Genomic DNA, 26,431 nt, shown 5'->3' with positions numbered 1-26,431 from the left:
AGCGGGGCGAGGGGGTATTGGCCGACAGGCGTACGCCCACGGGCCACCTCCGCGCCCGCCGGTGTGGCCGCCGGCCCGATGCCGGACGGCACGCCGCCCGGCCACTGTTGGCCAGGTGATCGAAGTCAACGGACTCACCAAACGCTACGGCGGGACCACCGCCGTCAAGGACCTCAGCTTCACCGTCCGCCCCGGCCGGGTGACCGGGTTCCTCGGCCCCAACGGCGCGGGCAAGAGCACGACGCTCCGGCTGCTCATCGGGCTGGACCGGCCCGCCGGCGGCACCGCCACCATCGACGGCCGCCCCTTCCGCGACCGCCCGCGCGGGCTGCGGCACGCCGGCGCCCTCCTCGACGCGCACGACGTCCACGGCGGGCGCACCGCCCGCGCCCATCTCGCCGCGCTGGCACGCGGCAACGCACTGCCGAAGAGCCGGGTGGACCGTGTTCTCGACGAGGTGGGACTGGCCTCCGCCGCCCGGCGCCGGATCGGCGGGTTCTCGCTCGGCATGAAGCAGCGGCTCGGGATAGCCGCCGCGCTGCTCGGCGATCCGCCGGTGCTGCTGTTCGACGAGCCGGTCAACGGCCTGGACCCGGAAGGTGTGTTGTGGGTGCGGGGGCTGTTCCGGCGGCTGGCCGCCGAAGGACGCACCGTGTTCGTCTCCAGCCATCTCATGAGCGAGATGGCGAGCACCGCGGACGATCTCGTCGTCATCGGCCGGGGCCGGCTGATCGCCGCCGAGAGCGTGTCGGACTTCGCGGCCCGTGGCACCCGGTCGAGCGTACGCGTCCGGACGCCGGACACCGCGGCGCTCATGGCGCTGCTGCGGGACCGGGGCGCGGACGTACAGGCGGCGGCGGGCGGCCTGCTCGTGGTGACCGGCCCGGACGCGACGGGCATCGGTGAACTCGCCCACCAACACCGCCTCAGGATCAACGAGTTGACGACCAACGCCGCCTCGCTCGAAGAGGCGTTCATGGAACTCACCGCCGACAGCGTCGAGTACGGCGCGGAGGACCCACGATGAACGCGACCGCCGACCCCCGCGCCCGGTTCCACCATCTGATCGCCGCCGAGTGGCTCAAGATGTGGTCGCTCCGCTCAACTCCCTGGGCCCTCGCGGTGAGCGCGCTGCTCGTCGTCGCGATCAACACGAACGCCGCCGTCGCCGACCACCACAACTGGCCCGGCTACTCCGAGGGGATCCGGGAGCTGTTCGTCCCGATCTGGGCCCTGCGGGACGCCTTCACCATCGGCGGGGCGATGGTCCTCATGCTCGCCGCGTCGAGCATCGGCGCGCTGACACTGGTGGGGGAGTACGGCACCGGCCAGATCCGTACGACGTTCGCCGCCGTACCGGCCCGCCGGTCGGTGGTGGCCGCCAAGGCCGTCGTGGTCACGGCGGTCACCACCGCGCTGGGCGCGGTCGCCGCCGTGACCTCGTTCGCCGTGACCCAGGCGATCCTCTCCGCCCACCACGTCGGCCTGCCCTTCGACTACCCGGGCGCCCTCCGCGTCATCCTGGCGTCGGCGCTGCTCGCCCCGGTGTGCGCGCTCGTCGGCATGGGCCTCGGAGCGCTGATCCGGCACACCGCGACGACGATCGTGACGCTCACCCTCCTTCTGCTGGTCCTGCCGTCCCTCCTCGACGCGGGCCGCCACTGGACCGCCTCGCTCCTGCACGCCCTGCCCCAGGGCGCCTGGTCCGAACTGGTACGGGTGCGCGACTCCCCGGTCCCCCCGCTCCATCCCGCGACGATCGGCGGCTCGTGGCTGGTGTACGGGCTCTGGGCGCTCCTCGCGGTACTGGTCGCGGTGGCGGCCGTCCACCACCGCGACCCGGCGCCCTAGGGGTGTCTCGTACGCCTCAGGAAGCGCGGTGCGCCGGCTGGAGGCCGGCGTACACGCCGCCGCTCGTCATCAGCGCCTCGTGCGTGCCGACCTCCGCGATCCGGCCGTGTTCCATCACCACGATGCGGTCCGCGCCCCGGATGGTGGAGAGCCGGTGGGCGACGACGAAGACGGTGCGGCCGTCGACCAGCCGCGCCAGCGCCTCCTGCACCAGCGCCTCCGAGCGGTTGTCGAGCGCGGACGTGGCCTCGTCCAGGACCAGCACCCGGGGGTCGCGTATGAGCGCGCGGGCGATGGCGAGCCGCTGCTTCTGGCCACCGGAGAGGCGGGCGCCGCGCTGGCCGACGACGGTGTCGAGGCCGTCCGGCAGCCGGTCGACGAATTCGAGGGCGTTCGCGTCCCGCAGCGCCCGCCGCACCGTCGCCTCGTCCATGCCGTCGAGCCCGTAGGTGACGTTCTCGCGGATCGTGCCCTCGAAGAGGATCGACTCCTGCGGTACGACGGACAGGAACCGGCGGTAGCTGCGCAGATCGAGGGTCGCCATGTCCGTGCCGTCCAGCAGGATGCGGCCCTCCGTGGGGCGGATGAAGCCGATGAGGAGGTTGAGCACGGTCGACTTGCCCGCGCCGGACGCGCCGACCAGGGCGATGGTCTGGCCGGGCCGGGCCGAGAGGGTGAAGCCCGTCACGGCGGTGTCGGGCGAGCCGTCGTACCGGAACCCCACGTCCTGGAAGTCGATGCGCCCGGTGACCGAACCGACCTGCTCCTTGCCCGCGTTGCTCTCGAGGTCGGGAGCCTCGAGCACCTCACCCGCCGACCGCACGGACTCAAGTCCCTTGCTGATGACGGGCGCCAGGCCCAGCAACGTCACCATGGAGCTGGTCAGGGTGGTGAAGAAGGCGCTCAGCATGACGACGTCGCCCGCCGTGATGGGCAGCAGGCCGTGGTACGCCACGAGCGCCGAGCCCGCGAGACACACCACACCCAGTGAGTTCAGCAGGATCCACGCGAGCGCCCCGAAGCGCCCGTTGAGCAGATCGAGCCGCACCCCGGCCGCCAGGACCTGTCGCAGCGAGCCGTCGATACGGACCATCGCCGCGCCCTCCAGACCGTGCGCGCGGGTGATCGGGATCAGCGACGTCATCTCACTGACCCGGGACGACATGCGCTCCACCTCACTGCGGAACGCCGCGTTGTGACTCCGGAGCCGGCCGCGCAGTCGCACGATCAGGAAACCGGCGGCGGGCACGACGAGCAGGAAGACGGGGAGGAACGACGGTACGCGCACACCGATCACGACCAGACCGCCGATGAGCGTGACGACGGCGGCCAGCCCCATGTCCGAGGACTGCTGCACCATTTGCTCGACCGTCTCCACGTCCCTGACCACCTTGGCCTGGAGGACGCCGGCGCTCACCCGCGAGTGGTAGCCGATCGAGAGCTGCTGCATACGGCGGCACAGCGCGTCGCGCAGCGCCATGCCCACGCGCCGTACGCTGCCCGCCAGACAGCGCACATAGAGCAGATGCAGCGGGAGGTTGAGCAGCAGAACCACGAGCAGCACGCCCGCGTTGAGCCAGATATCGGATTCGGGACCGTGCTGGACGACGGTGTCGATGATGTTGGCGGTGATGAGGGGAAGCAGCCAGATCGGGCTGTGCTTGCCGATGAACGCGAGGACGGCGAGCGCGAGTCGGGGGAGGTCGGGACGGAAGAGATAGCCGAGGGTCCGTACGGGATGCTCACCCCGGTAGCGGTGGTCGAGCGCGGCAGATGACGGGGTGGTGGAGACCGGTCGCTGCATGTGCCAAGCAAATCCCGCGCCGCGCGGGCCCTGCAACCCCGTTTTCTGCCGGGCTCACCCGCCGTCCGCGCCGCCCCCGTTCGCCCGGCTCAGCCGGCGAACGGGGTGCCGGGGACGCCCTGTCCCGCGTCCGGCAGGACGAGGAGCGAACCGGTGAGTGGGTGCGGGTCGACGATCCCCACGCGGGCGGTGGTGATGTACAGGTCTCGTAGCTCCGGGCCGCCGAACGCGCAGGAAGTGGGGCGCGGTACGGGCAGTTCGACGGTACGGTCCAGCGCGCCGTCCGGCGTGTAGCGGCGGATCGCGGCGCCGTCCCATAGCGCGACCCAGACACAGCCGTCCGCGTCGACGGTCAGCCCGTCCGGGTGTCCTGCGCCGGGCTCGAACGTCACCAACGGACCCTGGTCGATGAGCGGTTCGCCGGGGGAGTGGACGTCGGCGCGGAACCGGTCGACACGCCCGGTGGGGGTGTCGACGTAGTACATCGTCCGCCCGTCCGGACTCCACCCGGTGCCGTTGCCGACCGTGACGGGGCGGGTGTCGGTGACGGCACCGTCCGGCGCCACCCGGATCAGCGTCCCGCCGCCCGGTGCCTCGTCGTAGCGCATGCTGCCCGCCCACAGCGCCCCGTCGGGCGCGACGGCCGCGTCGTTGCCCCGGCGGCCGGGCACCGGGTCACGCACCAGCCAGCCGAAGTCGCCGCCGGGGCCGTACAGACCAACGCCGTCACGGAGGTTGACCACCAGACCGCCCCCGGCCCGGGGCAGCGCGGCGCCGACATGCTGCTCGGTGGCCAGGGTCGTACGGCGGCCGTCGGCCGGATCGAAGGTGTGGATCCGCGAGGAGAGGATGTCCACCCACAGCAGCCGTCCCGTCGCGGGGTCCCAGACGGGTCCCTCGCCGAGCTTCGCCCCGGCCCGTACGGCGACCTCGATCATCGCGCCCCGTCTCCGCTGCGGTACCCGTTGCCGTTGCCGTTGCCGTCGCCGTTCCCGACCGACTGCCAGGTGCCCCCGTGCGGACGCTGCCCCGCACCGCTCCTGCTCCAGTCGCAGACCCCGCCCGGGAACACCGCGCGCAGCTGCCGGAGTTCACCGCCGGTGAACGTCACCGCGTAGTCGGCCGGATCGACCGCCTTGCGCCGGCACGCGATCACGTCGTCCGCGAGCGGCGCCCCGGCGACCAGCCTCGGCGTCGGGAACGCCGGGTAGAGCGCCCCGCACTCACCGGCGTTGTCGTAGCCGAGCCGCTGCTCGATCTTCCGGGGTTCCGCGTCCTTGGTCCAGCACGCGTCGGTCAGCCCCGCCGGCTTCCGCGCGACGACGTCCCGCGCCGTCCACCCCTCCCGTGGGGAGCGTGCCGTCAGCGAGGTCAGCCAGGTGTCCATCCCGGTGAGCGCGTGCCGCAGCGCGGGGCTCTTGAGAGAGAACCCGTGGCGGTTGTCCTCGGCGAGCATCACCTGGTTGTCCGCGTGGCCGTTGGCGGCGAGCAGCCGGGCGCGGGTGGAGAACCCGTGCACCGCCATATGGATGTCGCCGCCCGGCAGATCGTCGGTGTACGAGCGGTGGTCGATGACCGGCGTGGTGGCCAGCCCGGCGCCGCCCCACAGGATGCGGCCCGTCCCGTACGCCGCCTCGGTCGCCGTACGGTCGGCCACCGTGCGCCCCGCGGTGAACTCGGCGTCGCGGTCGATGCCCCCCACCCGGGAGTTGAGGTCGATGAACTGCCGCTTGTCGATGGCGCCCTCGTTCAGCGCGTCCAGGCCGTACTGCACACCGGCGTTGTCCAGCGGGCGCAGCGCGGCGCCGGTACGGCGGTCGGTCCCGTACACGTTCACGGTGTGGTCGAAGACCGTGCCACGCGCCCCGTCGGGGTTGGCGTTCGCGTCGTAGCGCTGGTCCGCGGGCAGCGCGGCGGGGAACTCCGCGTCCGGGTCCAGGCGCTTCGCGCCGTCGCTCAGATTCGGGATGCTCGCCCGCTCCCGGAACCCGGCGACGGCGGTCTGCTGCCCGGCGCTGAACTCGCCCGGCGCCGTGGCGGTGAAGTAGTGGTCCAGCACCCGGGAGTCCAGCAGCGTGGTGTTGGTCGCCGACGTCACGTCGGGGAAACTGCACCCGACGATGATGCCGTCGAGCAGCCCCGGGTAGTTGTCGGCGATCTGATAGCTCTGGTACGAGCCGCCGGAGCATCCCCAGCCGATGGTGAAGCGCGGGACGCCATACCGCTCCACGAAGTGCTCCTTGACCATCATCGTGGTCTCGGACGCCAGCAGGTCGTTGCAGTTGTTGCCGAAGACGTTCAGGGACGACGAGGCCACGGCGTACCCGCGCCCCAGCATCTCGGTGTCCAGCACGCCGCCGGTGTCCGCGCCCTGCGTGTACCAGCCACCCCGGCAGCCGCCGCCGAACGTGTACATCAGGCGCCCGTTCCACCCCTCGGCGGGCCGCGCCCGGGTCGGCCCGGGCGCGGCGGGGTCGGCCAGCATGGAGATCTGGTAGACGCCCCGGTTGAGCGTGCCCGTCTCGATCCGGATGAGGAACGGCACCCGCGCGCCCGTGGTCGTGGTCGTCGTCGCCAGGTCCGCCGGACGGCTCGCCGGATCGGCCAGCGGCTTCACACTGCCGTCGGTGGAGCGGTACGCGTGGTCGACCCGGGTCGCGATCGAGCAGTCCTCGTCCAGCGGCGGCCCCAGCGTGGACCCGTCGACCAGCTTGAACGACTCCGTACCGCACACGAAGGGCCGCTCGTGCGGACCGCTGATGACCGGGCCGGTCGACGGATGGTCGCGCACCTCGATGGCGGTCCGCGCGCCGGGCCTGCCGGGTACGGTCGCGACCAGCCGGCTGCCGTCCGCGCGCAGCGACGTCACCAGTCCCGTCAGGGTCCCCGGCGCGGAGTCCGCGGCCGTGAACGCCGACGTGACGTCCGTACCGTCGCGGGCGACGCGTACATCGTCGGGATCCACGCCCCGCGGAACGCCGACGCGCACCAGCACGTCCCCACCGGTGACCACGTCGGGCCGGGTGGAGAGCGTGTCGAGGGTGAGCCGCTCGCCGCCGGCCCGCGCGCCGTCCCCACCCGGCGGCTGCGCGGCGGCACTGGGCAGAGAGGTCAGCAGCAACGCGCCGGCGGCGAGCGCGATGGCGAGGACAGGCCGACGGGACACCGATGAACCCCCAAGATCGGTACACCGGCCGCCCCGGCCGGTGCATACTCGTCTCACTCCACTTCACTCCAGATCACTCCTGGACCCGCAGAATGGTTCATGCGGCGCGGTGCCGGGTCAAGACCACGTACCTGCTTCGTGGCTCGCCCACCCCGGGGGAGGGGTGTAGAAAGGGGTCATGGCGGGACGCGACGGCCGCCGGCGTTCGGTTCTGAAGTTGAGAACAGTCGCAGGCCAGGTCTTTCTCCTTCAGGTGGCGATCGTCGTACTGCTCGTCGCCGCCGCCTCCACCGCGCTCGTACTCCAGGGCCGTACGGACAGCGACCGGGAGGCGCGAAACCGCTCCGTCGCCGTGGCCGAGACCTTCGCGAACTCGCCGGGCATCCAGGCGGCGCTCAAGAACCCCAATCCCGCCGAGGTCCTGCGCAGACCCGCAGAGCAGGCCAGGGAACGCTCGGGCGTGGACTTCATCGTCGTCCTCAACACCCAGGGAATCCGCTACACCCACCCCATTCCCGACCGGGTCGGGAAGAAGTTCGTCGGCAATCTCAAGCCCGCCCTCCAGGGGCATGTCATCACCGAGAAGATCACCGGCACCATCGGCCCGCTCATCCAGGCCGTCGTCCCCATCTTCGACGCGAGCGGCAAGGTCGTCGGGATGGTCTCAGCGGGCATCACCATCAAACGCGTCAGCTCCGTCGTGGAGGACGAGTTCCCGCTGCTGTTCGGGGCCGCGGGCGGCGTGCTCCTGCTGACCATGGGCGGTACGGCCCTGGTGAGCCGCCGGCTGCGCCGCCAGACACACGGGCTCGGACCGTCCGAGATGACCCGGATGTACGAGCACCACGACGCGGTTCTGCACGCCGTACGCGAAGGGGTGGTCATCGCCGGCGGCGACGGCACACTGCTGCTCGCCAACGACGAGGCCCGCAGACTGCTCGACCTGCCGGCCGACATCGAGGGCCGCCCCGTCACCGAACTGGGTCTGGACCCGGGCACCGGGACACTGCTGGGCTCCGGGCGGACCGCGACCGACGAGGTCCATCCCGTCGGCGACCGGCTGCTCGCCATCAGCCAGCGCCCCACCGACCAGGACGGCGGCCCGCCCGGGTCCGTGACCACCCTGCGTGACACCACCGAACTCCAGGCGCTCACCGGGAAGGCCGATGTGGCCCAGGGGCGCCTGCGGCTGCTGTACGACGCCGGATCGGAGATCGGTACCACCCTGGACGTGGCCCGGACCTGCGAGGAGCTGACCGAGTTCGCCGCCGCCAACTTCGCCGACTTCGCCACCGTCGACCTGGCCGAGGCCGTCCTGCGCGGCGAGGAGCCCACCACCGTGGTGCTGGACATGCGCCGCACCGCCTACAGCGGCCTCGACGAGGACACCTCGCTCTACCCGCTCGGCGAACTGATCCACTTCGCCCCGGGCACGCCGATGAGCGACGCCGTCGTCAACGGCGAGCCCATCCTGGTCCCCGACCTCGCCGCGTTCTCCGGCTGGCACAAACAGCAGCCCGACCGCGCCAGGAAGCTCGTGGACGAAGAGGGCATTCACTCGATGATCACCGTCCCGATGCGGGCACGGGGCGTCACCCTCGGCGTCGCCACCTTCTGGCGGTCCGCGACGCCCGAGGCGTTCGAGAGCGAGGACCTGTCCGTCGCCGAGGAGCTGGTCGCCAGGGCGGCTGTCAGCGTCGACAACGCCCGCCGCTACTCCCGTGAGCACACCATGGCCGTCACGCTCCAGCGCAGCCTGCTCCCGCGCGGCCTCCCCGACCAGAACGCCATCGACGTCGCCTACCGCTATCTGCCCGCCCAGGCCGGTCTCGGCGGTCTCGGCGGCGTCGGCGGCGACTGGTTCGACATCATCCCGCTGCCCGGCGCCCGCGTGGCGCTCGTCGTCGGAGACGTCGTCGGCCACGGCCTGCACGCCGCCGCCACCATGGGCCGGCTGCGTACCGCCGTCCACAACTTCTCCACGCTGGACCTGCCGCCCGACGAACTCCTGTGGCACCTGGACGAACTCGTCGCCCGTATCGACCAGGACGAGGCCGTCGACGGGGCCGACGCCGGAGTCACCGGCGTCACCTGCCTGTACGCGATCTACGACCCGGTCTCCGGGAACTGCACCATGGCCCGGGCGGGCCACCTCCAGCCCGTCCTCATCCACGAGGACGGCACGGCCGCCTTCGCCGAGGTTCCCGGCGGCCCGCCACTGGGACTCGGCGGACTGCCCTTCGAAACCCTTGAGGTCCACCTGCCGGAGAACAGCCGACTGGTGATGTACACCGACGGACTCGTCGAGGACCGCCACCGGGACATCGACGAGGGCCTGTCGCTGCTGCGCCGTACGCTCGCCGGACAGGCCGGGCGGACCCCGGAGCAGGCGTGCGACGCGGTCCTCCAGGCGCTCCTGCCCGAGCACCCGCGCGACGACATCGCCCTGCTGGTCGCCCGCACCCGCGTACTGGACGGCGCGCACGTCGCCGACTGGGAGATCCCCGCCGACCCCGCGGCGGTCGGCAGGCTACGGGCGGACGTCACACGCAAGCTGACCGAATGGGGCCTGGTCGAAGAGGCGTTCACCACCGAGCTGATCCTCAGCGAACTGGTCACCAACGCCATCCGCTACGCCTCCGGGCCCATCCGCGTCCGGCTGATCCGTGACCGCAGCCTGATCTGCGAGGTCTCCGACCACAGCAGCACCTCACCGCATCTGCGGCAGGCCGCCGGCACCGACGAGGGGGGCCGCGGACTCTTCCTCGTCGCCCAGTTCGCGGAGCGCTGGGGGACCCGCTACAGCGCCCAGGGCAAGGTCATCTGGACCGAACAGCCGCTCCTGGGCGACTGATCCCCCATTCGGGCCATTTCCGTCGTTTGTCAAGCTGGATTCGGCCGTACGGGAGCCGACGAGCGAGGTCCGTGCGGACGCCATAGGCTTCATGAAGGGTGCGAATCAGGCACGCCGGAGTGAACTCCAACAGACCGCTCAATTCCAAGCTCAGGCTGGGAAGAGAAAGGGACTGGGTTATGGGGCTGTGGCCGACCGTACTGATATCCCTCTCATTTCCGGCGCTGATGCTGCTGGTCACGGTGGCGCTCGGACGTATGGAGGAATTCCTGCTGCCCCATCTGCGAGCACCACTGCCGGCCGACCCGGACACCCCTCCCGCCGCCACCGACGGACAAGCCGACGACGAACGAACCGACCTCGAACAAACCGACGTCGAACCGGCCGAAGGCAGCCGGGAAAACGAGATCCGCATCGCCCAGGCCCGTGCCGACGCCGCCCGCCGCGCCGCCCGGCGCCGCGCCTACGGCCCCCCGCGGCCCGTCGGCCGCACCAACACCGGCCCCCCGCGCGGCGCGCGGACGACCCCCCTGAGGTTCCGATGACACAACGCGCCGTCGTAGCCGCACTGCTCCGCTCCCACGGCAGCACGTACGCCGAGGACGCCGGCATCCGGCTGCGTGACACTCCGCAGCCCCTCTACCAACTCCTCGTCCTCGCCCTCCTGTTGAGCGCCCCCATCCGGGCCGGCGTCGCCGTCGCCACGGCGCGCGCCCTCGACGAGGCGGGCCTGCGCAACCCGCGCCGGATGGTCGGCGCGACCTGGCAGCAGCGTGTCGACGCCCTCGACCGGGGCGGCTACCGGCGTTACGACGAGAGCACCGCCACCCAACTCGCCGACGGCGCCCATCTGTTGATCCGGCGCTGGCACGCCGACCCGCGCCGGATGCGCGCGGAGGCCGACGGCGACGTGCCGGTCCTGCGCCATCTGCTCCAGGACCTGCCGGGCATCGGCCCCACCGGGGCGGACATCTTCCTGCGCGAGGTCCAGGCGGTGTGGCCCGAGGCGGTGCCCTACTTCGACACCAAGGCGCTGCGCGGCGCGGAACGGCTCGGCCTCGGCACCGACGGCGCGGCGCTCACCCGGCTCGCCGGTGACGCGGGCCCCGCCGCCCTGGCCGCCGCGCTCGTACGCGCCTCGCTGGACGACGACCTCGCCGAGGAATGCCTGCGCGAGGCACGACGCGACACCCGCTCCGCGGCATAGGGCGTGCCACGCCGTCGGTCCGCGCCGTGAGCGGTCAGTACTCGCTGTCGATACCCGTCACGAACGCCGGGCCCAGCGGCGCCTCGTCCGCCGAGAAACCCGCCCCCGTGAGCGCGGCGCCCGCCACCCGCTTCGCCTCCGTCTCGGCGGCCCGTTTGTTGTCGGCCTCGATCTCCAGCCTGATGCTGAACGTGCCGCCCTCGTGGACCGTCAGCATGTCCAGGTCCTCGGCCTCACCCAGAGCTGTGTGCTGCGGGTCCGCGGGCCGCAGCCCCCGCAGCAGCGCCGCGCGGGAGTCGGCGTCGAGCGTGCGCAGGAAAGTGCCCGGGACAGTGATGACGTACGCGGTCATGCGAACTCCTGGCGTTGACGGCCCCCGCGGTACGGGGTGGGCTTCGCGCCCCACCCTGTGACCTGCCCGGTTTTCCGTGCCGATCACCTCCCGGTTGCGGATCGCCGTCCGGATCGCCCCCGGCGGATCCACCGCCGGCCGGTGATTCGCGCGTCCACTTCCGCGAATCGGAATCCGGCGCGCACTTATGCTCCACGAACATCTGCCCAGGCAGGCGGGGGAGGTTTCGCTTCCGGGCCATGGTTTCGTGTGGGATGCTGGAGTCTCCGCTTCTCCCCTTCTCCCTGCCGAGGCACTATGCGCTGCGTCATCGCCCGCTTCCCCTTCGAACTGGTCAAGAGCGAGGTGCAGCAGGCGATGAAGGGCATCAAGCCCGAGCCGATCACGGGTGAGTCCGTCGTCATCAGCCGCCGTACGTACCCGGTGAAGCAGGTGGGCGAGGTCATCACGCGCCAGGACCGCCGGGACTTCTCCGCCGCCGAGGTCACCCGTGCGCTGACCCGGCTCGGCTTCACCTGCCGCAGCGTCCCCGTCCCCGCCCCCGTGGTGGAGCCCAGCCCGCTGGAGACGGCGTCGGCGATGCTCGGCACCCCCGCCGCCCAGGGCTGACCGGCCCCGCACGGACCACGACATACGCGAAGGGCCCCGTCACCACCCGGTGACGGGGCCCTTCGCGTGCGTGGAGGCTACGCGGACCAGCTGCGCGACGACGACTGGCGTACGCCGCCCGACCGGCCCTGCGAGGCACCCGAACCCGACGACCTGCGGCCCTGCGCCGGACGGCTGCGGCCACGGCTGCCCGAACCGCTCTTGGCGCGCTCCGAGACGGGCGTGGAGATGACCACGGGAACGCCCGACGGCGCCTGCGCCCCGGTGATCCGGCTCAGCTCGGCCTCGCCGGAGCGGACCTGCGCGATCTGCGGGACGATGCCCGCGTCGGCCATCAGACGCGTCATGTCGCGACGCTGGTTGGGCAGGACGAGCGTGACGACGCTGCCCGACTCCCCGGCGCGCGCGGTGCGCCCGCCACGGTGCAGATAGTCCTTGTGGTCGCTCGGCGGGTCGACGTTCACGACGAGGTCGAGATTGTCGATGTGGATGCCGCGCGCCGCGACGTTCGTCGCCACCAGCACCGTGACATGCCCCGTCTTGAACCGGGCGAGCGTCCTGGTGCGCTGCGGCTGTGACTTGCCACCGTGCAGCGCTGCGGCGCGTACGCCACTGTTCAGCAGGTGCTCGGTCAGCCGGTCGACGGCGTGCTTGGTGTCCAGGAACATCAGCACCCGGCCGTCACGCGCCGCGATCTCCGTGGTGGTCGCGTACTTGTCGGCGTTCTGCACATGCAGGACGTGGTGCTCCATGGTGGTGACCGTGCCGACGGCGGCGTCGACGGAGTGCACCACCGGGTCGTTCAGATAGCGGCGGACCAGCAGGTCGACATTGCGGTCCAGCGTCGCCGAGAACAGCATCCGCTGGCCCTCGGTCCGCACCTGGTCGAGCAGTTCGGTGACCTGCGGCATGAAGCCCATGTCGGCCATCTGGTCGGCCTCGTCGAGGACGGTGATGGCGACCCGGTCCAGCCGGCAGTCGCCGCGCTCGATGAGGTCCTTGAGCCGGCCCGGGGTCGCCACGACGACCTCGGCGCCGCCGCGCAGCGCGCCGGCCTGCCGGCCGATCGACATACCGCCGACGACGGTGGCCAGCCGCAGCTTCAGCGACCGGGCGTACGGGGTGAGCGCGTCGGTGACCTGCTGGGCCAGCTCACGGGTGGGTACGAGAACGAGCGCCAGCGGCTGCTTCGGCTGGGCGCGCTGTCCGGCGGTGCGGACGAGCAGCGCCAGACCGAAGGCGAGGGTCTTGCCGGAGCCGGTACGGCCCCGGCCGAGGACATCGCGTCCCGCGAGCGAGTTGGGCAGCGTCGCCCCCTGGATCGGGAACGGCTCGACGACCCCGAGACCGGCGAGCGTCGTCATCACCGGCGACGGCATGTCCAGCTCGGCGAAGGTCGCGACCGCGGGGAGGGCGGGCGTGATGGTGACCGGCAGGGCGAACTCGCCCTGCACGGCGGCGGGCCGCCGGCCGTAGCCGCCCGACCGGCCCGAGGAGCCCGACCGGCCCGAGCCCGACGACTGCGGACGGAAGCGGCTGCCGCCTCCGCCGGAGGCGCCGGAGCGGGTACGTGAGTAGCGGTCGTTCGTGCGAGGTGTGCGGTTCATGCTGAACCTCTCTCGATGCGGCACGTATCGAGGAACTCTTGAGCAGAATGACCGCGCAAAGAATCGCAAGAACGAGCCGGGGGAAAACAAAAACAGAACCGCGCCGGGGCGTGGGAACGCCGGAACCGACACGTGGAAATGCTCGGAATCGACCGAGCGTAGGCGACCAGGTCGCCGGGAGTACGGGGGCCCGGCAGTCCGGTGCGGGGCCGGCATCGCCGAAGATGTGCCGGCCGGCCGTCAGGACGGCGAGGAGAAACCTGGTCCCGCGCCACACGTCAATGTGTCACGCGCACCGGGCGGGCCCCGGAGAAAAAGCAACGTAGCCGGGGCCCGCATCGCAAGGTGCGGGCCCCAGCTACGTCTTACGCCTCAGCGTCAGGCGGGAACGATGTTCTCCGCCTGCGGGCCCTTCTGGCCCTGCGTGACGTCGAAGTTCACCTTCTGGCCCTCCTGCAGCTCACGGAAGCCCTGGGCGGCGATGTTCGAGTAGTGGGCGAAGACGTCAGCGCCGCCGCCGTCCTGCTCGATGAAGCCGAAACCCTTTTCCGCGTTGAACCACTTGACGGTGCCACTAGCCATTTTGATCTCCTTCAGGGCAATGCTGCCCGGGGGCTCGCACTGTGCGAACCCCACGTCGCCTTAAATGATTACCCCGTCCGGAGAAAATCACCGGAAATACAAAAGCGCGCCCACCGACACATAAAGTCGGCGAGAGCACTTGAAGTCTTCGGGAACCACAACTGCAACTGACGACTACAGTAGCACGGTGCATGCGGTCGAGTACGGGACGTCTTGGCGATCCCGGGCGGCGCACCGGAAAATCGACCGGGCCGCCGGAGAATTTTTCGCGGGCCGCGATCCGGGAATATTCTCCGGTTCTTCACTCCTCGGCTACTCCCACGGGCGTATACGCGGCTCGGCGGACCCGCTTAGCGTGAACGGCGTGAACCGGGAGACGACCTTCGAACGCCTGCTTCCGCGCGTCGGGGCGGTGCCCCCGCTCGCCGTCGATCTGCTGGTGGCGGCGGGCGTGGCCGTCTTCACGGCGGCCGACGCCGCTGTCAACGATCCCGAGTACCGGCAGGCCGACTGGTTCACCTGGCTGCTCGTCGCCGTCTCGGTCCTCGCGCTGGTCGCGAGACGCCGCAGGCCCGTGCCGGTCGTCGTGGTCACGGGGGCCGCCTGCGCCGGCTGGGCGCTGTACGGGCACATCGGGGAACTGCTGAACCTGCCGGTGATCGTCGCGCTGTACACGGTCGCGGTCCGGGGCGACCGGCGGCGCACCGTGTGGACCGGGGCCGTGGCCGCCACCGTGTCGGGCGCCGTGGCGCTGCGGGTGGGGCACGACGTGGCCAATCCGCAGGGGCTGCCGGTGCTGGAGATGCTCTGGCCGCTCGTACCCCTGCTGCTCGGCGAAGCGGTCCGTACCCGGCGGGAGTTGCTGCGTGAGTACGAGGCGAGGGCGGCCCGCGCGGAGGAGGACCGCGAGCGGGAGGCCGAGCGTCGCGTCCACGAGGAGCGGGTACGTATCGCCCGCGAACTGCACGACATCGTCGCCCACACGGTGACGGCGATGACCGTGCAGGCCGGCGTGGCGCTGGACGCTCTCGACGCGCGGCCGGAGATCTCCAGGAAGGCGCTGCGCCAGGTGCGTGACTCGGGCAAGGAGGCCGTCCGCGAACTGCGCGCGACGGTCACGGTGCTGCGCGAGCGCGACGACGAGCCCAGCGCCCCGGTGCCCGGGATCGACGGACTCGCCGAACTGGTCGAGCGCTTCGAGGGCGGTGGCGTCGAGCTGGCGATGCGGTGGGAGGGGGAGCTGGACGGGCTGTCGCCGATGGCCGAACTCGCCGTCTACCGCATCGTGCAGGAAGCCCTGACCAACGTCGTCAGACACTCCGGCGCCCGGCGCGCCGCCATCTCCCTCGTCCGCCACGACGACCGGCTGACCGTGGAGATCGCGGACGACGGACCGGCCGGGGGAGCGGGAGGGACCGGAGCGTCCGAGGCGCGTGGCGGGTTCGGGCTGATCGGGATGCGGGAGCGCGCGACCGCCGCGGGCGGCGGTGTGGAGTACGGACCGGTGCCGGGAGGCGGCTTTCTCGTACGCGCCTGGCTGCCCGCCGTGCGGCGCTCCGGGCGGACGGGAGGCCGGTCATGACCGTGCGGGTGGTGCTGGCCGACGACCAGACCGTCGTACGCGCCGGGTTCCGGGCGCTGCTCGATCTCACCGACGACCTCGTGGTGGTCGCCGAGGCCGCCGACGGCGTCAGAGCGGTGGAGGCGGTACGGACCACCCGGCCGGACGTCGTGCTGATGGACATCCGGATGCCCGGTATCGACGGCATCGAGGCCACCCGCCGGATCGCCGCGGACCGTGCGCTCGACGCGATCCGCGTCGTCATGCTCACCACGTACCGGATCGACTCCTATGTCTTCGAGGCGCTGCGGCACGGCGCGGCCGGGTTTCTGCTCAAGGACATCGAGCCCGACGACCTGCGTGCGGCGATCCGGACCGTCGCCGCCGGGCAGAGCCTGCTGGCACCGGCCGTCACCCGATCCGTCGTCGAGGAGTTCGCCCGGCTCAAGGCGCCCGAGGCGCTCGGCGCGGAGCGGCTGGCCCCGCTCACCGACCGGGAACGCGAGGTGATGGCACTGGTCGCCCGCGGTCTGACCAACGCCGAGATCGGCGGGGCGCTGATCATGAGCCCGCTGACCGCCAAGACCCATGTCAGCCGGGCCATGACCAAACTCGGCGTACGGGACAGGGCGCAACTGGTGGTCCTCGCGTACGAGACCGGTCTGGTGCGGGCGGGCGGGCGCTGACACCGCCGCGCCGGCTACTCCCGCCGGAGTAGCCACCGACTCCGGGTGACGGATGCCGGCCGGCGCCGCTCTCCGTAGCGTCGAAATCATGATCGAAGCAACGGAACTCACCAAGCGATACGGCGGCAGAAACGCCGTCGACAGGCTGTCGTTCACCGTACGACCCGGCAGGGTGACGGGCTTTCTCGGCCCGAACGGAGCGGGCAAGTCGACCACCATGCGGCTAATCCTCGGCCTGGACAGCCCGACCGCCGGGCGCGTCACCGTCTCGGGCAAGCGGTACGCGGACCTCGCCGCACCCCTGCGTACCGTCGGCTCGCTCCTGGACGCCAAGGGGGTGCACGGCGGCCGGTCCGCCCACCAGCATCTCGCCGCCCTCGCGGCGAGCAACGGGATCCCGGGACGGCGCGTGGACGCGGTCCTCGATCTCGTGGGCCTGCCCGCCGCCACCGCCCGTACCCGGACCAAGGGCTTCTCGCTCGGCATGGGCCAGCGGCTCGGGATCGCCGCCGCGCTGATCGGTGACCCCGAGGTGCTCATCCTGGACGAGCCGGTCAACGGTCTCGACACCGAGGGCATCCGCTGGATCCGCACACTGATGAAGTCCCTTGCCGCGCAGGGCCGTACGGTCTTCCTCTCCAGCCATCTGATGAGCGAGATGGAACTGACCGCGGACCATCTCATCGTGATCGGCCGCGGCAGACTCATCGCCGACACCACGATGCGCGACTTCATCCGCGCCAACTCCCGCTCCCACACGCTCGTCCGCTCCCCGGAACCCGAGAAGCTACGGGCGCTGCTGACGGCCAGGGGGTGGGAGGTACGGCTGGATCCCGGCGGCGGTTGGCAGGTGACGGGCGCCGACGCCACGGCCATCGGCGACCTGGCGCGCGACCACGGTCTCGCCGTCCACGAACTCACCCCGGTCCACTCCACGTTGGAGGAGGTCTACACGGCGCTGGCGGGCGAATCGGCCGAGTACCGCACCGAGCCGGCCCCGGCCGGGGCGGAGGCGGTCCGATGAGACACGACCGCCTCGCCGCGAAGGCCGGATTCCGGCAGGCACTCGCCGCCGAGTGGATCAAGTTCCGCAGTGTGCGCTCCACTGTGTGGACAACGGTCGCCACCGCCGTGGTCCCGGTCGCCGGGGCGGTGTTCGTCGCCGCGACCGGGAGCCTCCAGGACGACGACACGGTCATCGGCGGCAGCCTCACCCTGTCCGTCGTCGCCCAGATGCTCGCCGCCGTCGTCGGCGCGATGACGATCACCGGCGAGTACGGCAGCGGCACCATCCGCACCACCCTCGCGGCCAACCCGGGCCGGGGCACGGTTGTCGCCGCCAAGGCGACACTCGTCGCCGGGCTGATGTATGTGATCGCCCTGGTCTCCTGCTCGCTCGCGGTGGCGATCGGCGGCGTGCTGCTGCCCGCGAGTCACCCCGCCGGAGAGGCGTTGCCCGCGCTCCTTGTCGTCGCGGCTTCCTTCGCCGTCGCCGCGCTGTTGGGCCTGGCGGTCGGGACGCTCGTACGGCACGCGGCGGGCGCCGTCACGACCGTCATCGGTCTGCTTCTGCTGCCGTCCCTCTTCGGTCCGCTCTTCGGGGGCGCGCGGCGCTGGATCGCCGGTCTGTCGCCGACCGCCGCACTGGAGAAGCTGACCCAGACCTCGGACGCGACGGCCGAGACGGTCGGCAGTCTGGGGCCCTGGCCGTCGCTGTGGCTGGTGGCGGGCTGTACGGGGGCGCTGCTGCTGGTGGCCGTCGGGGCGCTGCGCCGCCGCGACGTCTGACCGCGTCCCCGGCGCGGTGGGTCAGGGCGTGAAGACGTACGGCGTGGTCGTGCTCAGCTCCTCGAAACCCAGCCGCCGCAGGATGGGGCGGCTCTGGCTCGAAGCGTCGACCTGGATGTAGCGGTAGCCGCGCTCGGCGGCCAGCCGCGTACGGAAGGCGACCAGCGCGCGGTACAGACCCCGGCCGCGCCACTCGGGGATGGTGCCGCCGCCCCAGAGGCCGGCGAACTCCGTGCCGGGCGGCAGCTCCATCCGCGCCGCGCTCACCGGCAGGTCACCGGCCAGGGCGACGGCCGCCGCCACGTCCCCCGGGGCGGCGGCGAGTTGGGCCAGCAGCCGCTCGCGGGTGTGCGAGCGGTTCGTACCGAAGGCCTGCTCGTGGACCTCGGCCATCAGCTCCACACCCGCCGCGTCGGTCACGGCGATCAGCCGCACCCCGTCGGGCAGCGCCACCACGTCCGGCAGGGCCGCGGCCTCGGCGATCATCAGCGTCTCCGGCGGCTCCGGCGCGAACCCGGCCGCGACGAGCCGGCGGGCGAGGTCGCGGGGCCCGTCGTGGGAGTAGACCTTCCACTCGAACTCCAGGCTCAGGGAGGTGAAATGACGCTTCTGGTCGGCGATCGCGGCATCCGCCGAGTCCTCGTCCAGGTCCGACCAGAGGACACCGTTCCAGCCGCCGTCGGCGACCGCGCCCGGTCCGCCGGCGGCGGTGGTCGTCTGGCGGACCACTGCGCCGACCCGTTCGACCACGGCCCCGGGGCCGTCGGCCGGGGCCTCCCGGCGCATCTGGCGGTCGAACAGCGCGCGTACGGCTTCGGTGTCCATCCGCACACTTCAACGGGGTGCCGGCCGCGCCGCAACCGGGTTTCGGTGCCTCAGGCCGCCTTGCGGGTCTCGGTCAGCCGGGCGAAGGCGACGACATTGCCCTGATACCCCGTCTTCTCGGTGAACGCGCCGCCGCAGGTGATCAGGCGCAGCTCCGGCGCGCCCGTCGCGCGGTAGACGTTCCCGGCCGGGAAGTTCCGCTTGGCGAAACCCTCGACGCCGTAGACGGTGAAGACGGCCGTGGTGCCGTCGGCGCGGGTCACCTCGACGCGGCTGCCCGTGGTGAGCCGGCCCAAGTCGTAGAAGACGGCGGGACCTTGAGCGGTGTCCACATGGCCGACGATCACCGAGGTGCCCTGCTCGCCGGGTGTCACCGACCCCCGGAAGTGGCCCGCCAGACCGGGACGGGTGGGCGGCGGCGCGTCGATCCAGCCGTCGGGGTCCAGCGACACCCGCGTCAGCGGCGCGTCGACGCGTACCGAGGGGATACGGATCCGGGTCGCCGTGGACCCCGGCAGCGGCGTCGCGGCCCGCGCCGCGGCGCCCAGCGGCCTCGGCATCGGCACGGCGTCCGGGCGGGTGTCCCGGTCGCCGTCGGACCCGGCGGCGTCGGCGCCCGCGGGCTGTGGCGGGAGGACGACCGGGCCCTCGCCGCTGAGCCGCACCACGAAGATGCCCACGAGCAGGAGCAGCACGACCGTCGACCAGCGGGAGGCCCTGAGCCGTTCCGTCTCCGTCATCGGGAGCCGTTCACCGGCCGGGTGCGGACGAGGTGGACCGCGCCGCCGGCCGCGACCGCGATGACCGCCGCTCCGGCCGCCAGGCCCGCCGTGTTCGGCCCGCCGTCGGTGCTGCCACCGATACCGGCGTTCACGCCCTTGCGCGCGCCGTCCTCGTGCGGCTCGCGTGGCTCGTGCGGGCGCTGCTCCGGGGGCTCCGGCCGGGACGGCTCCCACGGCGCCGGCGGCTCGGCCGCGTGGGGTGGCTTTCCAGGCTTCTCCGGCTTTCCGGGCTTGCCGGGCTTGCCGGGCTTGCCGGGACCGCCGGGCTTGATCATCAGCGGCAGCGAGCGGATCACTCCGTCGCAGTCGAAGGTGATCTCGTACTCCGCCTCAGGCTTCACGTCGTCGAAGATCCTGGCCGACTTCTCCTCACCCTCGCCGAGGGTGACGGTCTCGAAGACCCCGGACGACACGGTCACGGTGGGCGCCCGGCAGCCGGCGGTCCGGACCGTGACCTCGCCGCCGGGCTCGATCGCCTCGGGGGAGACGCTGTAGTCGTACTCGGCCTCGTCACCCGCGAACACGGGCGACCCCGCTCCGAGAACGAGTACCGCGGCGCCCGCGACCGCCGCGAAGGCCGTACCTGTCGTGCGCCGCATCGGATCTCCCACTGGTGATCGTCCCGTGTACGTCAAAGGCGCCACGGCGGGAATTGCCGAACGCGCCGCACCGCGATCCCGACGCTAGAAGTGATGAATTGTCAGCGCACTCCGGGGGCCCGCCACTGCGGCCACACGGGTTACCCGGACGAGCACTCGGGTTACGGCGCGGTCCCTGTGGCCGGTGTGGTGGCCGGGGCGCGCGGGGCGGGACCGGCGCGGGGCGCGGCCCTCACGGCGTACGACTTCGGGGAATTCACCGAAACCCGGCCGACGGGCCCATGGCGCGTGCCATGCTCGGTAAGCACTCTTACCGGTGACCGCGCCACAGGTGCGTGGCGTGATTCGGGCACGGTGTGATTCGGGGAGAGCGGATGGAATCGACAGATGATCCCGTCGGCGGTGCGGACGGGACCCACCGGGCGGACTTCGGCACCGGACACGCACGCAGGGCACTGCGCCGTGAGCGGCTGCTGACGACGGCGACCGACCTCTTCACGACCCGCGGTTACGTGGGCACCTCGATCGAGCGCATCTGCGCCACGGCGCATGTGTCGATCCGCGCGTTCTACCAGGAGTTCGACGGGCGTGAGTCCCTGCTGATCGCCCTGCACAACCAGGTCGCGCGGGCCGGCATGGAGGCGACGCTCGCCGCCCTCGACGGCCCCGGACTCGACGTGGCCGACACCCGGACCCGGGTGACGGCGCTGGTGCGCGCGTACGTCGGCGCGGTCACCGCCGACCTCGCGTCCGCGCAGGTCGCCTTCGTCGAGGTGATCGGAGTGAACCGCGCCGTGGAGGACCACCGGGTGGTCTGGCGCAGCCTCTGGACGGACTTCCTGACCGGCGAGGCGGACCGGGCCGTCGCGCGGGGCGAGGCGGTGCCGCGTGACTACACCCTGGCGATGGTCGCCCTGATCGGCGCCATCAACGAGCTGATGGCGCACTGGGCGCGGGGCGGCGGAGTGTTGCCCCGCGAGGTCGTGGCGGACGAGATGGTCCGGCATGTGCTCGCCACGATCGGCCATCCCACGGCACCGGGAGACGGCTCCGTGGCACCGGGAGACGGACCCGTACGGGCGGACGAGGGGGTGTGAGGGCATGAGCGGGCTCTGGCACCAGGTCATGCGGAGCATGTCCCGGCCGGACGCGTCGCCCGACGACGACATCCTCGCCCTGGCCGCCGCCGACATCGCCCTGCGCAACCACCCGGAACCGCCCGCCGACGCCGACGTCGTGCTGGACATCGCGCGCTCCGAATTCGCCGCCGTACTGACCGCGCGACAGGCCAGGGCCGCGCTCCAGCGGGCCCGCGAGATGGCCAGGGAACAGGCCGCGCGGGACCGGGACCGTACGGACGGGGACGGCTGAACGGCAGTTCAGCGGGTTACGCCGCCGGGAAGGCGGTCCGTCCGCTCGGTTAGCCTGAGCGGACGATGAACCGTTTGACGACGCCCTGGGGCGATCTCGACCTCGGCCGCTTTCCCGAGCAGCCCCGTGACACGCTCCGGGCATGGGACGCGGCCGACGAGTACCTGTTGCGCCATCTCGCCGAGGCCGAGGCCGAGGCCGAATCCGAGTCGGGGTCCGAGTCCGGGTCCGAGGGCTTCGGCAGTGCCGACGGCGGCGCAGGCAGCGGTACCGGGAGCGGTACCGGGGACGGCGTCTCGTGCGGCGTCGACCTGTCCGGCCGCGTGGTGGTCGTCGGCGACCGGTGGGGTGCCCTCGCCACCGCGCTCGCGCCGCACCGGCCCGTACAGATCACCGACTCCTACCTCACCCAGCAGGCGACCCGCGCCAATCTGCTGCGCAACGGCATCGACACCGACGCCGTACGGCTGCTGTCGGCACGCGACACACCGCCCGAGCGGATCGACGTCCTGCTGATCCGGGTCCCCAAGAGCCTGTCCCTGCTGGAGGACCAGCTGCACCGGCTGGCGCCCGCCGTCCACCCGGGGACCGTCGTCGTCGGCACCGGCAAGGTCACCGAGATCCACACCTCGACGCTGAAGCTCTTCGAGCAGATCCTCGGCCCCACGCGTACGTCGCTCGCCGTGAAGAAGGCGCGGCTGATCTTCTGCGCGCCCGCCGCAGAACGCGCCCGTACGGGCACGGGCCCCTGGCCGATCTCGTACCTCGTGCCCGAGGGCGCCGGTCCCGGTTCGGGGCTGACCGCGGTCAACCACGCCGGTATCTTCTGCGCCGAACGCCTCGACATCGGTACGAGGTTCTTCCTGCGCCATCTGCCCGAACGCCGTGGCCGCGAGCATGTCGTCGACCTCGGCTGCGGGAACGGCGTCGTCGGCACGGCCGTCGCCGTGGCCAATCCGGCGGCCCGGCTGACATTCATCGACGAGTCCTTCTCGGCCGTGGCGTCCGCCGAGGCGACCTTCCGCAAGAACGTCGACACCGCCGGGCCGGTGGAGTTCGTCGTCGGCGACGGCATGTCCACCGTGGCGGCCGGGTCGGTCGATCTCGTGCTCAACAACCCGCCGTTCCACAGCCACCAGGCGACGACCGACGCGACGGCCTTCCGGATGTTCACCGGCTCACGCGAGGCACTGCGCCCCGGCGGCGAACTGTGGGTCGTCGGCAACCGGCACCTCGGCTACCACACCAAGCTGCGGCGGCTGTTCGGCAACTGCGAGGTCATGGCGAGCGATCCGAAGTTCGTGGTGCTGCGGGCCGTACGGCGCTGACTCCTGTCCGGGGAGTGGCACGGCCGCGGCCCACTCATCGGTGGCGCACCCGGCGCCCCCGACGTACACGGCGCCCCCGACGTACACGGCGCAGCGGTACCACCGGCGGTGCGTGCTGTGCGTCGCGCTGACCGGCCGGAACCTGTCTTTCCTGGCGACCCGTTGGGCAGACTGGGCCTGTGACGTCACTGCCGCAACTTCCGTCCCAGATACAACACGGCCCGCAATCCGGTCACATGATCGTGTGTGGCGACGACGCGCTCGGTCATCGGCTGGCCGGTGAGCTGCGTGAGGTGTACGGGGAACAGGTGACCCTGGTCGTCCCACCCGTACGCGCGGAGCGCAGGGACCCCGCGCCGCTCACCGGGCGCGGCCGGGCGTCCGCGCTCATCGGCCGGATGTCGGCGGTCATGGCCCGGACGTACGGCCCCGCGACCGGCGGCCCCGACGCCCGGCCCGGCGATCTCGCACTCCCCGCGCTCATCGAGACGCCGGAACTCGACACGGAGGTCCTCGTGGAGGCGGGTGTGGCCGAGGCGGCGGCCCTCGCGCTCGTCCACGACGACGACGAGGTCAACATCAGGACAGCTCTCGCCGCCCGGCGCCTCAACCCCCAACTGCGCCTCGTCATCCGGCTCTACAACCGCAAACTCGGCCAACATCTCGAAGACCTGCTCGACCAGGCGGCGGCTGTCGCCGTCCCTGGACTGGACGTCGCCGCACTCGACGCGTCCACCACCGTGCTCTCGGACGCCGACACCGCCGCACCCGCCCTCGCGGCCACCGCCGTCGCCGGCACCAGCAAGATCGTCCGCGCCGACGGGCTGATGCTGCGGGCCGTCGAACGCAACCCCCCGGGCCCCGGCGAGGTCGCCGACCCCGGACTGTGCACGCTCGCCCTGCTGTCGTCGACCACCAACGACCCGGCGGGCGCGGAGGGTTCGGACAGCAGCGGCCACGACGGACCCCGGCTGCTGCCCGACGACGCCAGCACCGCGGCGGCCACCGGCCGGGGCACCGTGGTCCTGGAGGCCGTCTCCCACGAGGGCGAGCCGCTGTCACGCCGCCGGACGTCCGGGCGCGGGGCGCCGCTCGGCTCGCTCTTCTCCCGGCGGCTGCGCTGGTCGTTCGCCGGGATCGCCGTCGCCGTACTCGCCCTGGCCGTCGCCTCCTCGATCACCATGGACGACGATCCGCTGCACGCGACGTACCTCGTCCTGCTCGACCTGTTCGCCATCGGAGACCCCGCGACCGGCGAGGACCTGGACCGCCAGATCATCCAACTCCTGTCCGGACTGGCCGGGTTGCTGCTGCTGCCGGTGCTGCTCGCCGCCGTGCTCGAAGCGCTCGGTACGTTCCGCAACGCCTCCGCGCTGCGCCGGCCGCCCCGCGGTCTGTCCGGTCATATCGTGCTGCTCGGCCTCGGCAAGATCGGCAGCAGGGTCCTCGTACGGCTGCGTGAACTCGACATACCCGTCGTGTGCGTGGAGGAGGACCCCGAGGCGCGGGGCATCGCCCTCGCGCGCAGCCTGCGGGTGCCGACGGTGGTCGGCGACGTGACACAGGAAGGCGTCCTGGAGGCGGCGAAGGTGCACCGGGCGCACGCACTTCTCGCGCTCACCAGCGTCGACGTCACCAACCTTGAGGCCGCCCTGTACGCGCGCTCCGTCAAACCCGACCTGCGGGTCGCCCTGCGGCTGTACGACGACGAGTTCGCCACCGCCGTCTACCGGACGCTGCGCGCCGCCCATCCCCGCGCCCTGACCCGCAGCCGCAGCGTCTCCACGCTCGCCGCGCCGGCCTTCGCTATCGCCATGATGGGGCGTCAGATCCTCGGCGCGATCCCGGTCGAACGCAAGGTGCTGCTGGTCGCCGCCATCGACGTGGCCGGTCATCCGAGGCTCGAAGGGCGCACCGTGGCCGAGGCGTTCAGACCGGGCGCCTGGCGGATCATCGCGCTGGACACGGCGGCGCCGGGGGACCGGCTCCCCGACCTCGCCGACACCCGACGCGACCACGACGAGGACCGCACCACCGGTCTGGTCTGGGACCTGCACCCCGGCTATGTGCTGCGCGCGCAGGACCGCGTCGTACTGGCCGCGACCCGCCGTGGCCTGGCCGAACTGATGGGCCGTCAGTCGGCGCCGCCACGACCGATGGCGTAGGAGGCGTGGCCGACGCCGCCTTCGGGGCGCCGCGGCGGCCCGGAACGATACCGGCCATCGCGTACGTCTGTTCTCGCCGTACTGCGTACGGTGCCGGTCCGCGTAAGCCTCCGTCCCCCCGTACGTCACTCAACTGGCCTAGCGTTCAAGTCACTTCACTCGTATGACGGGAAGGCCGGGAACAATGGGAAGACTGATGCGTACGACGGTGGCCGCGAGCGCGGCCGGGGCGCTGGCGCTGGTGGGCGCGCTGGGGCAGGCGGGTACCGCCGTCGCCGACGAACAGCTGGCGTACTCCTCTTCCACCGGGGTCGGGGTCCACAACGCGTACGAGAAGACGACCTTCCCGTACTTCGCCGACGCGCTCGACTCCGGTGCCGGGATGCTCGAACTCGACGTGTGGACCAATGTGTTCGGCGCGTCGTGGCGGGTCTCGCACAGCAACCCGCTCGGCAGCAACAGCAACTGCGTCAACGCCGCCAACGCCGCCGAACTCCGTACCAAGGCGCGCGACCAGGGGCTGCCCGGCTGTCTCAAGGACATGAAGGCCTGGCACGACGCCAACCCCGGCCACCGGCCCATCCTGGTCAAGGTCGAGCTGAAGGACGGCTTCCAGAACAACGGCGGACGCGGCCCCGCCGCACTCGACGCGCTCCTCACCTCCACGCTCGGCGACGCGCTCTACCGGCCCGCCGACCTCGTCGGCGGCAACGCCAACCTCGACAGCGCCGTCCAGGAGCGCGGCTGGCCGGCCCGCTCCGCCCTCGCGGGCAAGTTCATCTTCGAGCTGATCCCCGGCACCGTCGAGCAGGCGAACCCCCTCGACACCCTGTGGACCGACCGCGAGTACGCCACCCACCTGCGCGACCTCGCCGCCGCCGGCCGGCTCGGGCAGGCGGCGGCCTTCCCCGCCGTGCTCGGCGCCGCCGCCCCGGACCCCCGTACCCGATACACGGACGCCTCGATCCGGCCGTGGTTCGTCGTCTTCGACGGCTCCGCGTCCACGTACGCCGCCGAGGGCTTCGACAGCGCCTGGTACGACCAGCGGCACTATCTGGTGGTCATGACGGACGCGCACGCGGTGGCGCCCGCCATCGACGGTACGAACCCGACGGAGGCGCAGGCGCGGGACCGCGTCGCGCTGCTGGCGGGGCGGCACGCGAGCATCGTGTCGTCGGACTGGAACGCGCTGCCGTCCGTGCTCGGCTCGGTGGTGGAGCGCGGCGCCGCTCAGTAGCCGGTGAGCGGGTTGCGCGGTCCCCCGTGCCGCGCAACCCGTCCCCGGACCGATCGG

At 72.1% G+C, this 26,431-nt stretch carries 24 protein-coding genes; 15 read left to right on the top strand and 9 right to left on the bottom strand.

The features are described 5' to 3' along the window. Positions 1-115: 115 nt before the first annotated feature. Together ACFYNU_RS07295 and ACFYNU_RS07290 are read left to right on the top strand one after the other, a co-directional pair. A complete protein-coding gene (locus tag ACFYNU_RS07295; RefSeq protein WP_356585002.1) occupies positions 116-1,027 on the top strand; it encodes an ATP-binding cassette domain-containing protein in 912 nt (303 codons plus the stop codon). Then, entirely contained in the window at positions 1,024-1,851 is an 828-nt protein-coding gene (locus ACFYNU_RS07290; protein ID WP_356585001.1) for an ABC transporter permease, read from the top strand. The genes ACFYNU_RS07295 and ACFYNU_RS07290 overlap by 4 nt, the downstream gene beginning before the upstream one ends. Before the next feature lie 16 nt (positions 1,852-1,867). Here the strand turns inward: ACFYNU_RS07290 and ACFYNU_RS07285 are convergent, their stop codons facing one another. From ACFYNU_RS07285 to ACFYNU_RS07275, 3 genes are all read right to left on the bottom strand, one after another. Continuing rightward, positions 1,868-3,655, bottom strand: coding sequence for an ABC transporter ATP-binding protein (locus ACFYNU_RS07285; protein WP_356585000.1), 1,788 nt, complete (start codon positions 3,653-3,655; stop codon positions 1,868-1,870). Between the two features lie 89 nt (positions 3,656-3,744). Next, entirely contained in the window at positions 3,745-4,593 is an 849-nt protein-coding gene (locus ACFYNU_RS07280; protein WP_356584999.1) for an SMP-30/gluconolactonase/LRE family protein, read from the bottom strand. Further along, complete coding sequence (locus tag ACFYNU_RS07275; RefSeq protein WP_356584998.1) at positions 4,590-6,821, bottom strand: DUF6351 family protein; 2,232 nt, start codon at positions 6,819-6,821, stop codon at positions 4,590-4,592. The genes ACFYNU_RS07280 and ACFYNU_RS07275 overlap by 4 nt, the downstream gene beginning before the upstream one ends. A gap of 178 nt (positions 6,822-6,999) precedes the next feature. On the opposite strand from ACFYNU_RS07275, the gene ACFYNU_RS07270 reads away from it, so the two are divergent. The 3 genes from ACFYNU_RS07270 (at position 7,000) to ACFYNU_RS07260 (ending at position 10,882) form a co-directional block, all read left to right on the top strand. Further along, positions 7,000-9,675, top strand: coding sequence for a SpoIIE family protein phosphatase (locus ACFYNU_RS07270; protein ID WP_356584997.1), 2,676 nt, complete (start codon positions 7,000-7,002; stop codon positions 9,673-9,675). Positions 9,676-9,854: 179 nt separating this feature from the next. Then, the gene (locus ACFYNU_RS07265; RefSeq protein ID WP_356584996.1) at positions 9,855-10,220 is read left to right on the top strand and encodes a hypothetical protein; all 366 of its coding nucleotides are present in this window, start codon (positions 9,855-9,857) and stop codon (positions 10,218-10,220) included. Further along, a complete protein-coding gene (locus ACFYNU_RS07260) occupies positions 10,217-10,882 on the top strand; it encodes an endonuclease (protein ID WP_356584995.1) in 666 nt (221 codons plus the stop codon). The genes ACFYNU_RS07265 and ACFYNU_RS07260 overlap by 4 nt, the downstream gene beginning before the upstream one ends. A gap of 34 nt (positions 10,883-10,916) precedes the next feature. Here the strand turns inward: ACFYNU_RS07260 and ACFYNU_RS07255 are convergent, their stop codons facing one another. Beyond that, positions 10,917-11,234, bottom strand: a complete 318-nt coding sequence (locus tag ACFYNU_RS07255; RefSeq protein ID WP_356584994.1) for a hypothetical protein — start codon at positions 11,232-11,234, stop codon at positions 10,917-10,919. A gap of 297 nt (positions 11,235-11,531) precedes the next feature. Between ACFYNU_RS07255 and ACFYNU_RS07250 the strand changes: the two genes are divergently transcribed. Next, positions 11,532-11,843 carry an SCO5918 family protein gene (locus ACFYNU_RS07250; protein ID WP_356584993.1) on the top strand — a complete coding sequence of 104 codons (312 nt, stop codon included), beginning with the start codon at positions 11,532-11,534 and terminating at the stop codon, positions 11,841-11,843. A gap of 77 nt (positions 11,844-11,920) precedes the next feature. Here ACFYNU_RS07250 and ACFYNU_RS07245 read toward each other — a convergent pair whose 3' ends face one another. Together ACFYNU_RS07245 and ACFYNU_RS07240 are read right to left on the bottom strand one after the other, a co-directional pair. Continuing rightward, positions 11,921-13,450 carry a DEAD/DEAH box helicase gene (locus tag ACFYNU_RS07245; protein WP_356584992.1) on the bottom strand — a complete coding sequence of 510 codons (1,530 nt, stop codon included), beginning with the start codon at positions 13,448-13,450 and terminating at the stop codon, positions 11,921-11,923. 378 nt (positions 13,451-13,828) lie between these two features. Next, positions 13,829-14,032: a cold-shock protein gene (locus ACFYNU_RS07240; protein WP_014061102.1), complete on the bottom strand. Its 204-nt coding sequence runs from the start codon at positions 14,030-14,032 to the stop codon at positions 13,829-13,831. A gap of 364 nt (positions 14,033-14,396) precedes the next feature. On the opposite strand from ACFYNU_RS07240, the gene ACFYNU_RS07235 reads away from it, so the two are divergent. The 4 genes from ACFYNU_RS07235 (at position 14,397) to ACFYNU_RS07220 (ending at position 18,067) form a co-directional block, all read left to right on the top strand. Then, the gene (locus ACFYNU_RS07235; protein ID WP_356584991.1) at positions 14,397-15,614 is read left to right on the top strand and encodes a histidine kinase; all 1,218 of its coding nucleotides are present in this window, start codon (positions 14,397-14,399) and stop codon (positions 15,612-15,614) included. Further along, positions 15,611-16,279, top strand: a complete 669-nt coding sequence (locus ACFYNU_RS07230; RefSeq protein ID WP_356584990.1) for a response regulator transcription factor — start codon at positions 15,611-15,613, stop codon at positions 16,277-16,279. Before ACFYNU_RS07235 ends, ACFYNU_RS07230 begins: the two co-directional genes overlap by 4 nt. An 88-nt stretch (positions 16,280-16,367) precedes the next feature. Then, positions 16,368-17,303, top strand: a complete 936-nt coding sequence (locus ACFYNU_RS07225) for an ATP-binding cassette domain-containing protein (RefSeq protein WP_356584989.1) — start codon at positions 16,368-16,370, stop codon at positions 17,301-17,303. Further along, the gene (locus ACFYNU_RS07220; protein ID WP_356584988.1) at positions 17,300-18,067 is read left to right on the top strand and encodes an ABC transporter permease subunit; all 768 of its coding nucleotides are present in this window, start codon (positions 17,300-17,302) and stop codon (positions 18,065-18,067) included. Before ACFYNU_RS07225 ends, ACFYNU_RS07220 begins: the two co-directional genes overlap by 4 nt. Before the next feature lie 21 nt (positions 18,068-18,088). Here the strand turns inward: ACFYNU_RS07220 and ACFYNU_RS07215 are convergent, their stop codons facing one another. From ACFYNU_RS07215 to ACFYNU_RS07205, 3 genes are read right to left on the bottom strand one after another with little or no spacing between them, the layout of a single operon-like run. Continuing rightward, the gene (locus ACFYNU_RS07215) at positions 18,089-18,892 is read right to left on the bottom strand and encodes a GNAT family N-acetyltransferase (RefSeq protein ID WP_356584987.1); all 804 of its coding nucleotides are present in this window, start codon (positions 18,890-18,892) and stop codon (positions 18,089-18,091) included. Positions 18,893-18,942: 50 nt separating this feature from the next. After that, positions 18,943-19,632 carry a class F sortase gene (locus ACFYNU_RS07210; RefSeq protein WP_356584986.1) on the bottom strand — a complete coding sequence of 230 codons (690 nt, stop codon included), beginning with the start codon at positions 19,630-19,632 and terminating at the stop codon, positions 18,943-18,945. Beyond that, positions 19,629-20,273: a hypothetical protein gene (locus ACFYNU_RS07205; RefSeq protein WP_356584985.1), complete on the bottom strand. Its 645-nt coding sequence runs from the start codon at positions 20,271-20,273 to the stop codon at positions 19,629-19,631. Before ACFYNU_RS07205 ends, ACFYNU_RS07210 begins: the two co-directional genes overlap by 4 nt. A 374-nt stretch (positions 20,274-20,647) precedes the next feature. On the opposite strand from ACFYNU_RS07205, the gene ACFYNU_RS07200 reads away from it, so the two are divergent. The 5 genes from ACFYNU_RS07200 (at position 20,648) to ACFYNU_RS07180 (ending at position 26,374) form a co-directional block, all read left to right on the top strand. After that, positions 20,648-21,370 carry a TetR/AcrR family transcriptional regulator gene (locus ACFYNU_RS07200; RefSeq protein WP_356584984.1) on the top strand — a complete coding sequence of 241 codons (723 nt, stop codon included), beginning with the start codon at positions 20,648-20,650 and terminating at the stop codon, positions 21,368-21,370. A 4-nt stretch (positions 21,371-21,374) separates the two neighbouring features. Further along, entirely contained in the window at positions 21,375-21,644 is a 270-nt protein-coding gene (locus tag ACFYNU_RS07195; RefSeq protein WP_356584983.1) for a hypothetical protein, read from the top strand. A 65-nt stretch (positions 21,645-21,709) separates the two neighbouring features. After that, complete coding sequence (locus ACFYNU_RS07190; RefSeq protein ID WP_356584982.1) at positions 21,710-22,972, top strand: methyltransferase; 1,263 nt, start codon at positions 21,710-21,712, stop codon at positions 22,970-22,972. 236 nt (positions 22,973-23,208) lie between these two features. Beyond that, positions 23,209-25,137: an NAD-binding protein gene (locus ACFYNU_RS07185; RefSeq protein ID WP_356584981.1), complete on the top strand. Its 1,929-nt coding sequence runs from the start codon at positions 23,209-23,211 to the stop codon at positions 25,135-25,137. Between the two features lie 184 nt (positions 25,138-25,321). Next, positions 25,322-26,374 carry a phosphatidylinositol-specific phospholipase C domain-containing protein gene (locus ACFYNU_RS07180; protein WP_356584980.1) on the top strand — a complete coding sequence of 351 codons (1,053 nt, stop codon included), beginning with the start codon at positions 25,322-25,324 and terminating at the stop codon, positions 26,372-26,374. Positions 26,375-26,431 lie beyond the last annotated feature (57 nt).

The sequence above is a fragment of the Streptomyces sp. NPDC006643 genome, assembly GCF_042870175.1.
GTDB lineage: Bacteria > Actinomycetota > Actinomycetes > Streptomycetales > Streptomycetaceae > Streptomyces.
This window is presented reverse-complemented; position numbering and strand designations above follow the sequence as displayed.

Coding starts and splice junctions, on each gene's coding strand:
- ACFYNU_RS07290 (WP_356585001.1), top strand. CDS start 1,024: ATGAACGCGACCGCCGACCCCCGCGCCCGGTTCCACCATCTGATCGCC.
- ACFYNU_RS07285 (WP_356585000.1), bottom strand. CDS start 3,655: ATGCAGCGACCGGTCTCCACCACCCCGTCATCTGCCGCGCTCGACCAC.
- ACFYNU_RS07280 (WP_356584999.1), bottom strand. CDS start 4,593: ATGATCGAGGTCGCCGTACGGGCCGGGGCGAAGCTCGGCGAGGGACCC.
- ACFYNU_RS07270 (WP_356584997.1), top strand. CDS start 7,000: ATGGCGGGACGCGACGGCCGCCGGCGTTCGGTTCTGAAGTTGAGAACA.
- ACFYNU_RS07265 (WP_356584996.1), top strand. CDS start 9,855: ATGGGGCTGTGGCCGACCGTACTGATATCCCTCTCATTTCCGGCGCTG.
- ACFYNU_RS07260 (WP_356584995.1), top strand. CDS start 10,217: ATGACACAACGCGCCGTCGTAGCCGCACTGCTCCGCTCCCACGGCAGC.
- ACFYNU_RS07255 (WP_356584994.1), bottom strand. CDS start 11,234: ATGACCGCGTACGTCATCACTGTCCCGGGCACTTTCCTGCGCACGCTC.
- ACFYNU_RS07250 (WP_356584993.1), top strand. CDS start 11,532: ATGCGCTGCGTCATCGCCCGCTTCCCCTTCGAACTGGTCAAGAGCGAG.
- ACFYNU_RS07245 (WP_356584992.1), bottom strand. CDS start 13,450: ATGAACCGCACACCTCGCACGAACGACCGCTACTCACGTACCCGCTCC.
- ACFYNU_RS07240 (WP_014061102.1), bottom strand. CDS start 14,032: ATGGCTAGTGGCACCGTCAAGTGGTTCAACGCGGAAAAGGGTTTCGGC.
- ACFYNU_RS07230 (WP_356584990.1), top strand. CDS start 15,611: ATGACCGTGCGGGTGGTGCTGGCCGACGACCAGACCGTCGTACGCGCC.
- ACFYNU_RS07225 (WP_356584989.1), top strand. CDS start 16,368: ATGATCGAAGCAACGGAACTCACCAAGCGATACGGCGGCAGAAACGCC.
- ACFYNU_RS07220 (WP_356584988.1), top strand. CDS start 17,300: ATGAGACACGACCGCCTCGCCGCGAAGGCCGGATTCCGGCAGGCACTC.
- ACFYNU_RS07215 (WP_356584987.1), bottom strand. CDS start 18,892: ATGGACACCGAAGCCGTACGCGCGCTGTTCGACCGCCAGATGCGCCGG.
- ACFYNU_RS07210 (WP_356584986.1), bottom strand. CDS start 19,632: ATGACGGAGACGGAACGGCTCAGGGCCTCCCGCTGGTCGACGGTCGTG.
- ACFYNU_RS07205 (WP_356584985.1), bottom strand. CDS start 20,273: ATGCGGCGCACGACAGGTACGGCCTTCGCGGCGGTCGCGGGCGCCGCG.
- ACFYNU_RS07200 (WP_356584984.1), top strand. CDS start 20,648: ATGGAATCGACAGATGATCCCGTCGGCGGTGCGGACGGGACCCACCGG.
- ACFYNU_RS07195 (WP_356584983.1), top strand. CDS start 21,375: ATGAGCGGGCTCTGGCACCAGGTCATGCGGAGCATGTCCCGGCCGGAC.
- ACFYNU_RS07190 (WP_356584982.1), top strand. CDS start 21,710: ATGAACCGTTTGACGACGCCCTGGGGCGATCTCGACCTCGGCCGCTTT.
- ACFYNU_RS07185 (WP_356584981.1), top strand. CDS start 23,209: ATGATCGTGTGTGGCGACGACGCGCTCGGTCATCGGCTGGCCGGTGAG.
- ACFYNU_RS07180 (WP_356584980.1), top strand. CDS start 25,322: ATGGGAAGACTGATGCGTACGACGGTGGCCGCGAGCGCGGCCGGGGCG.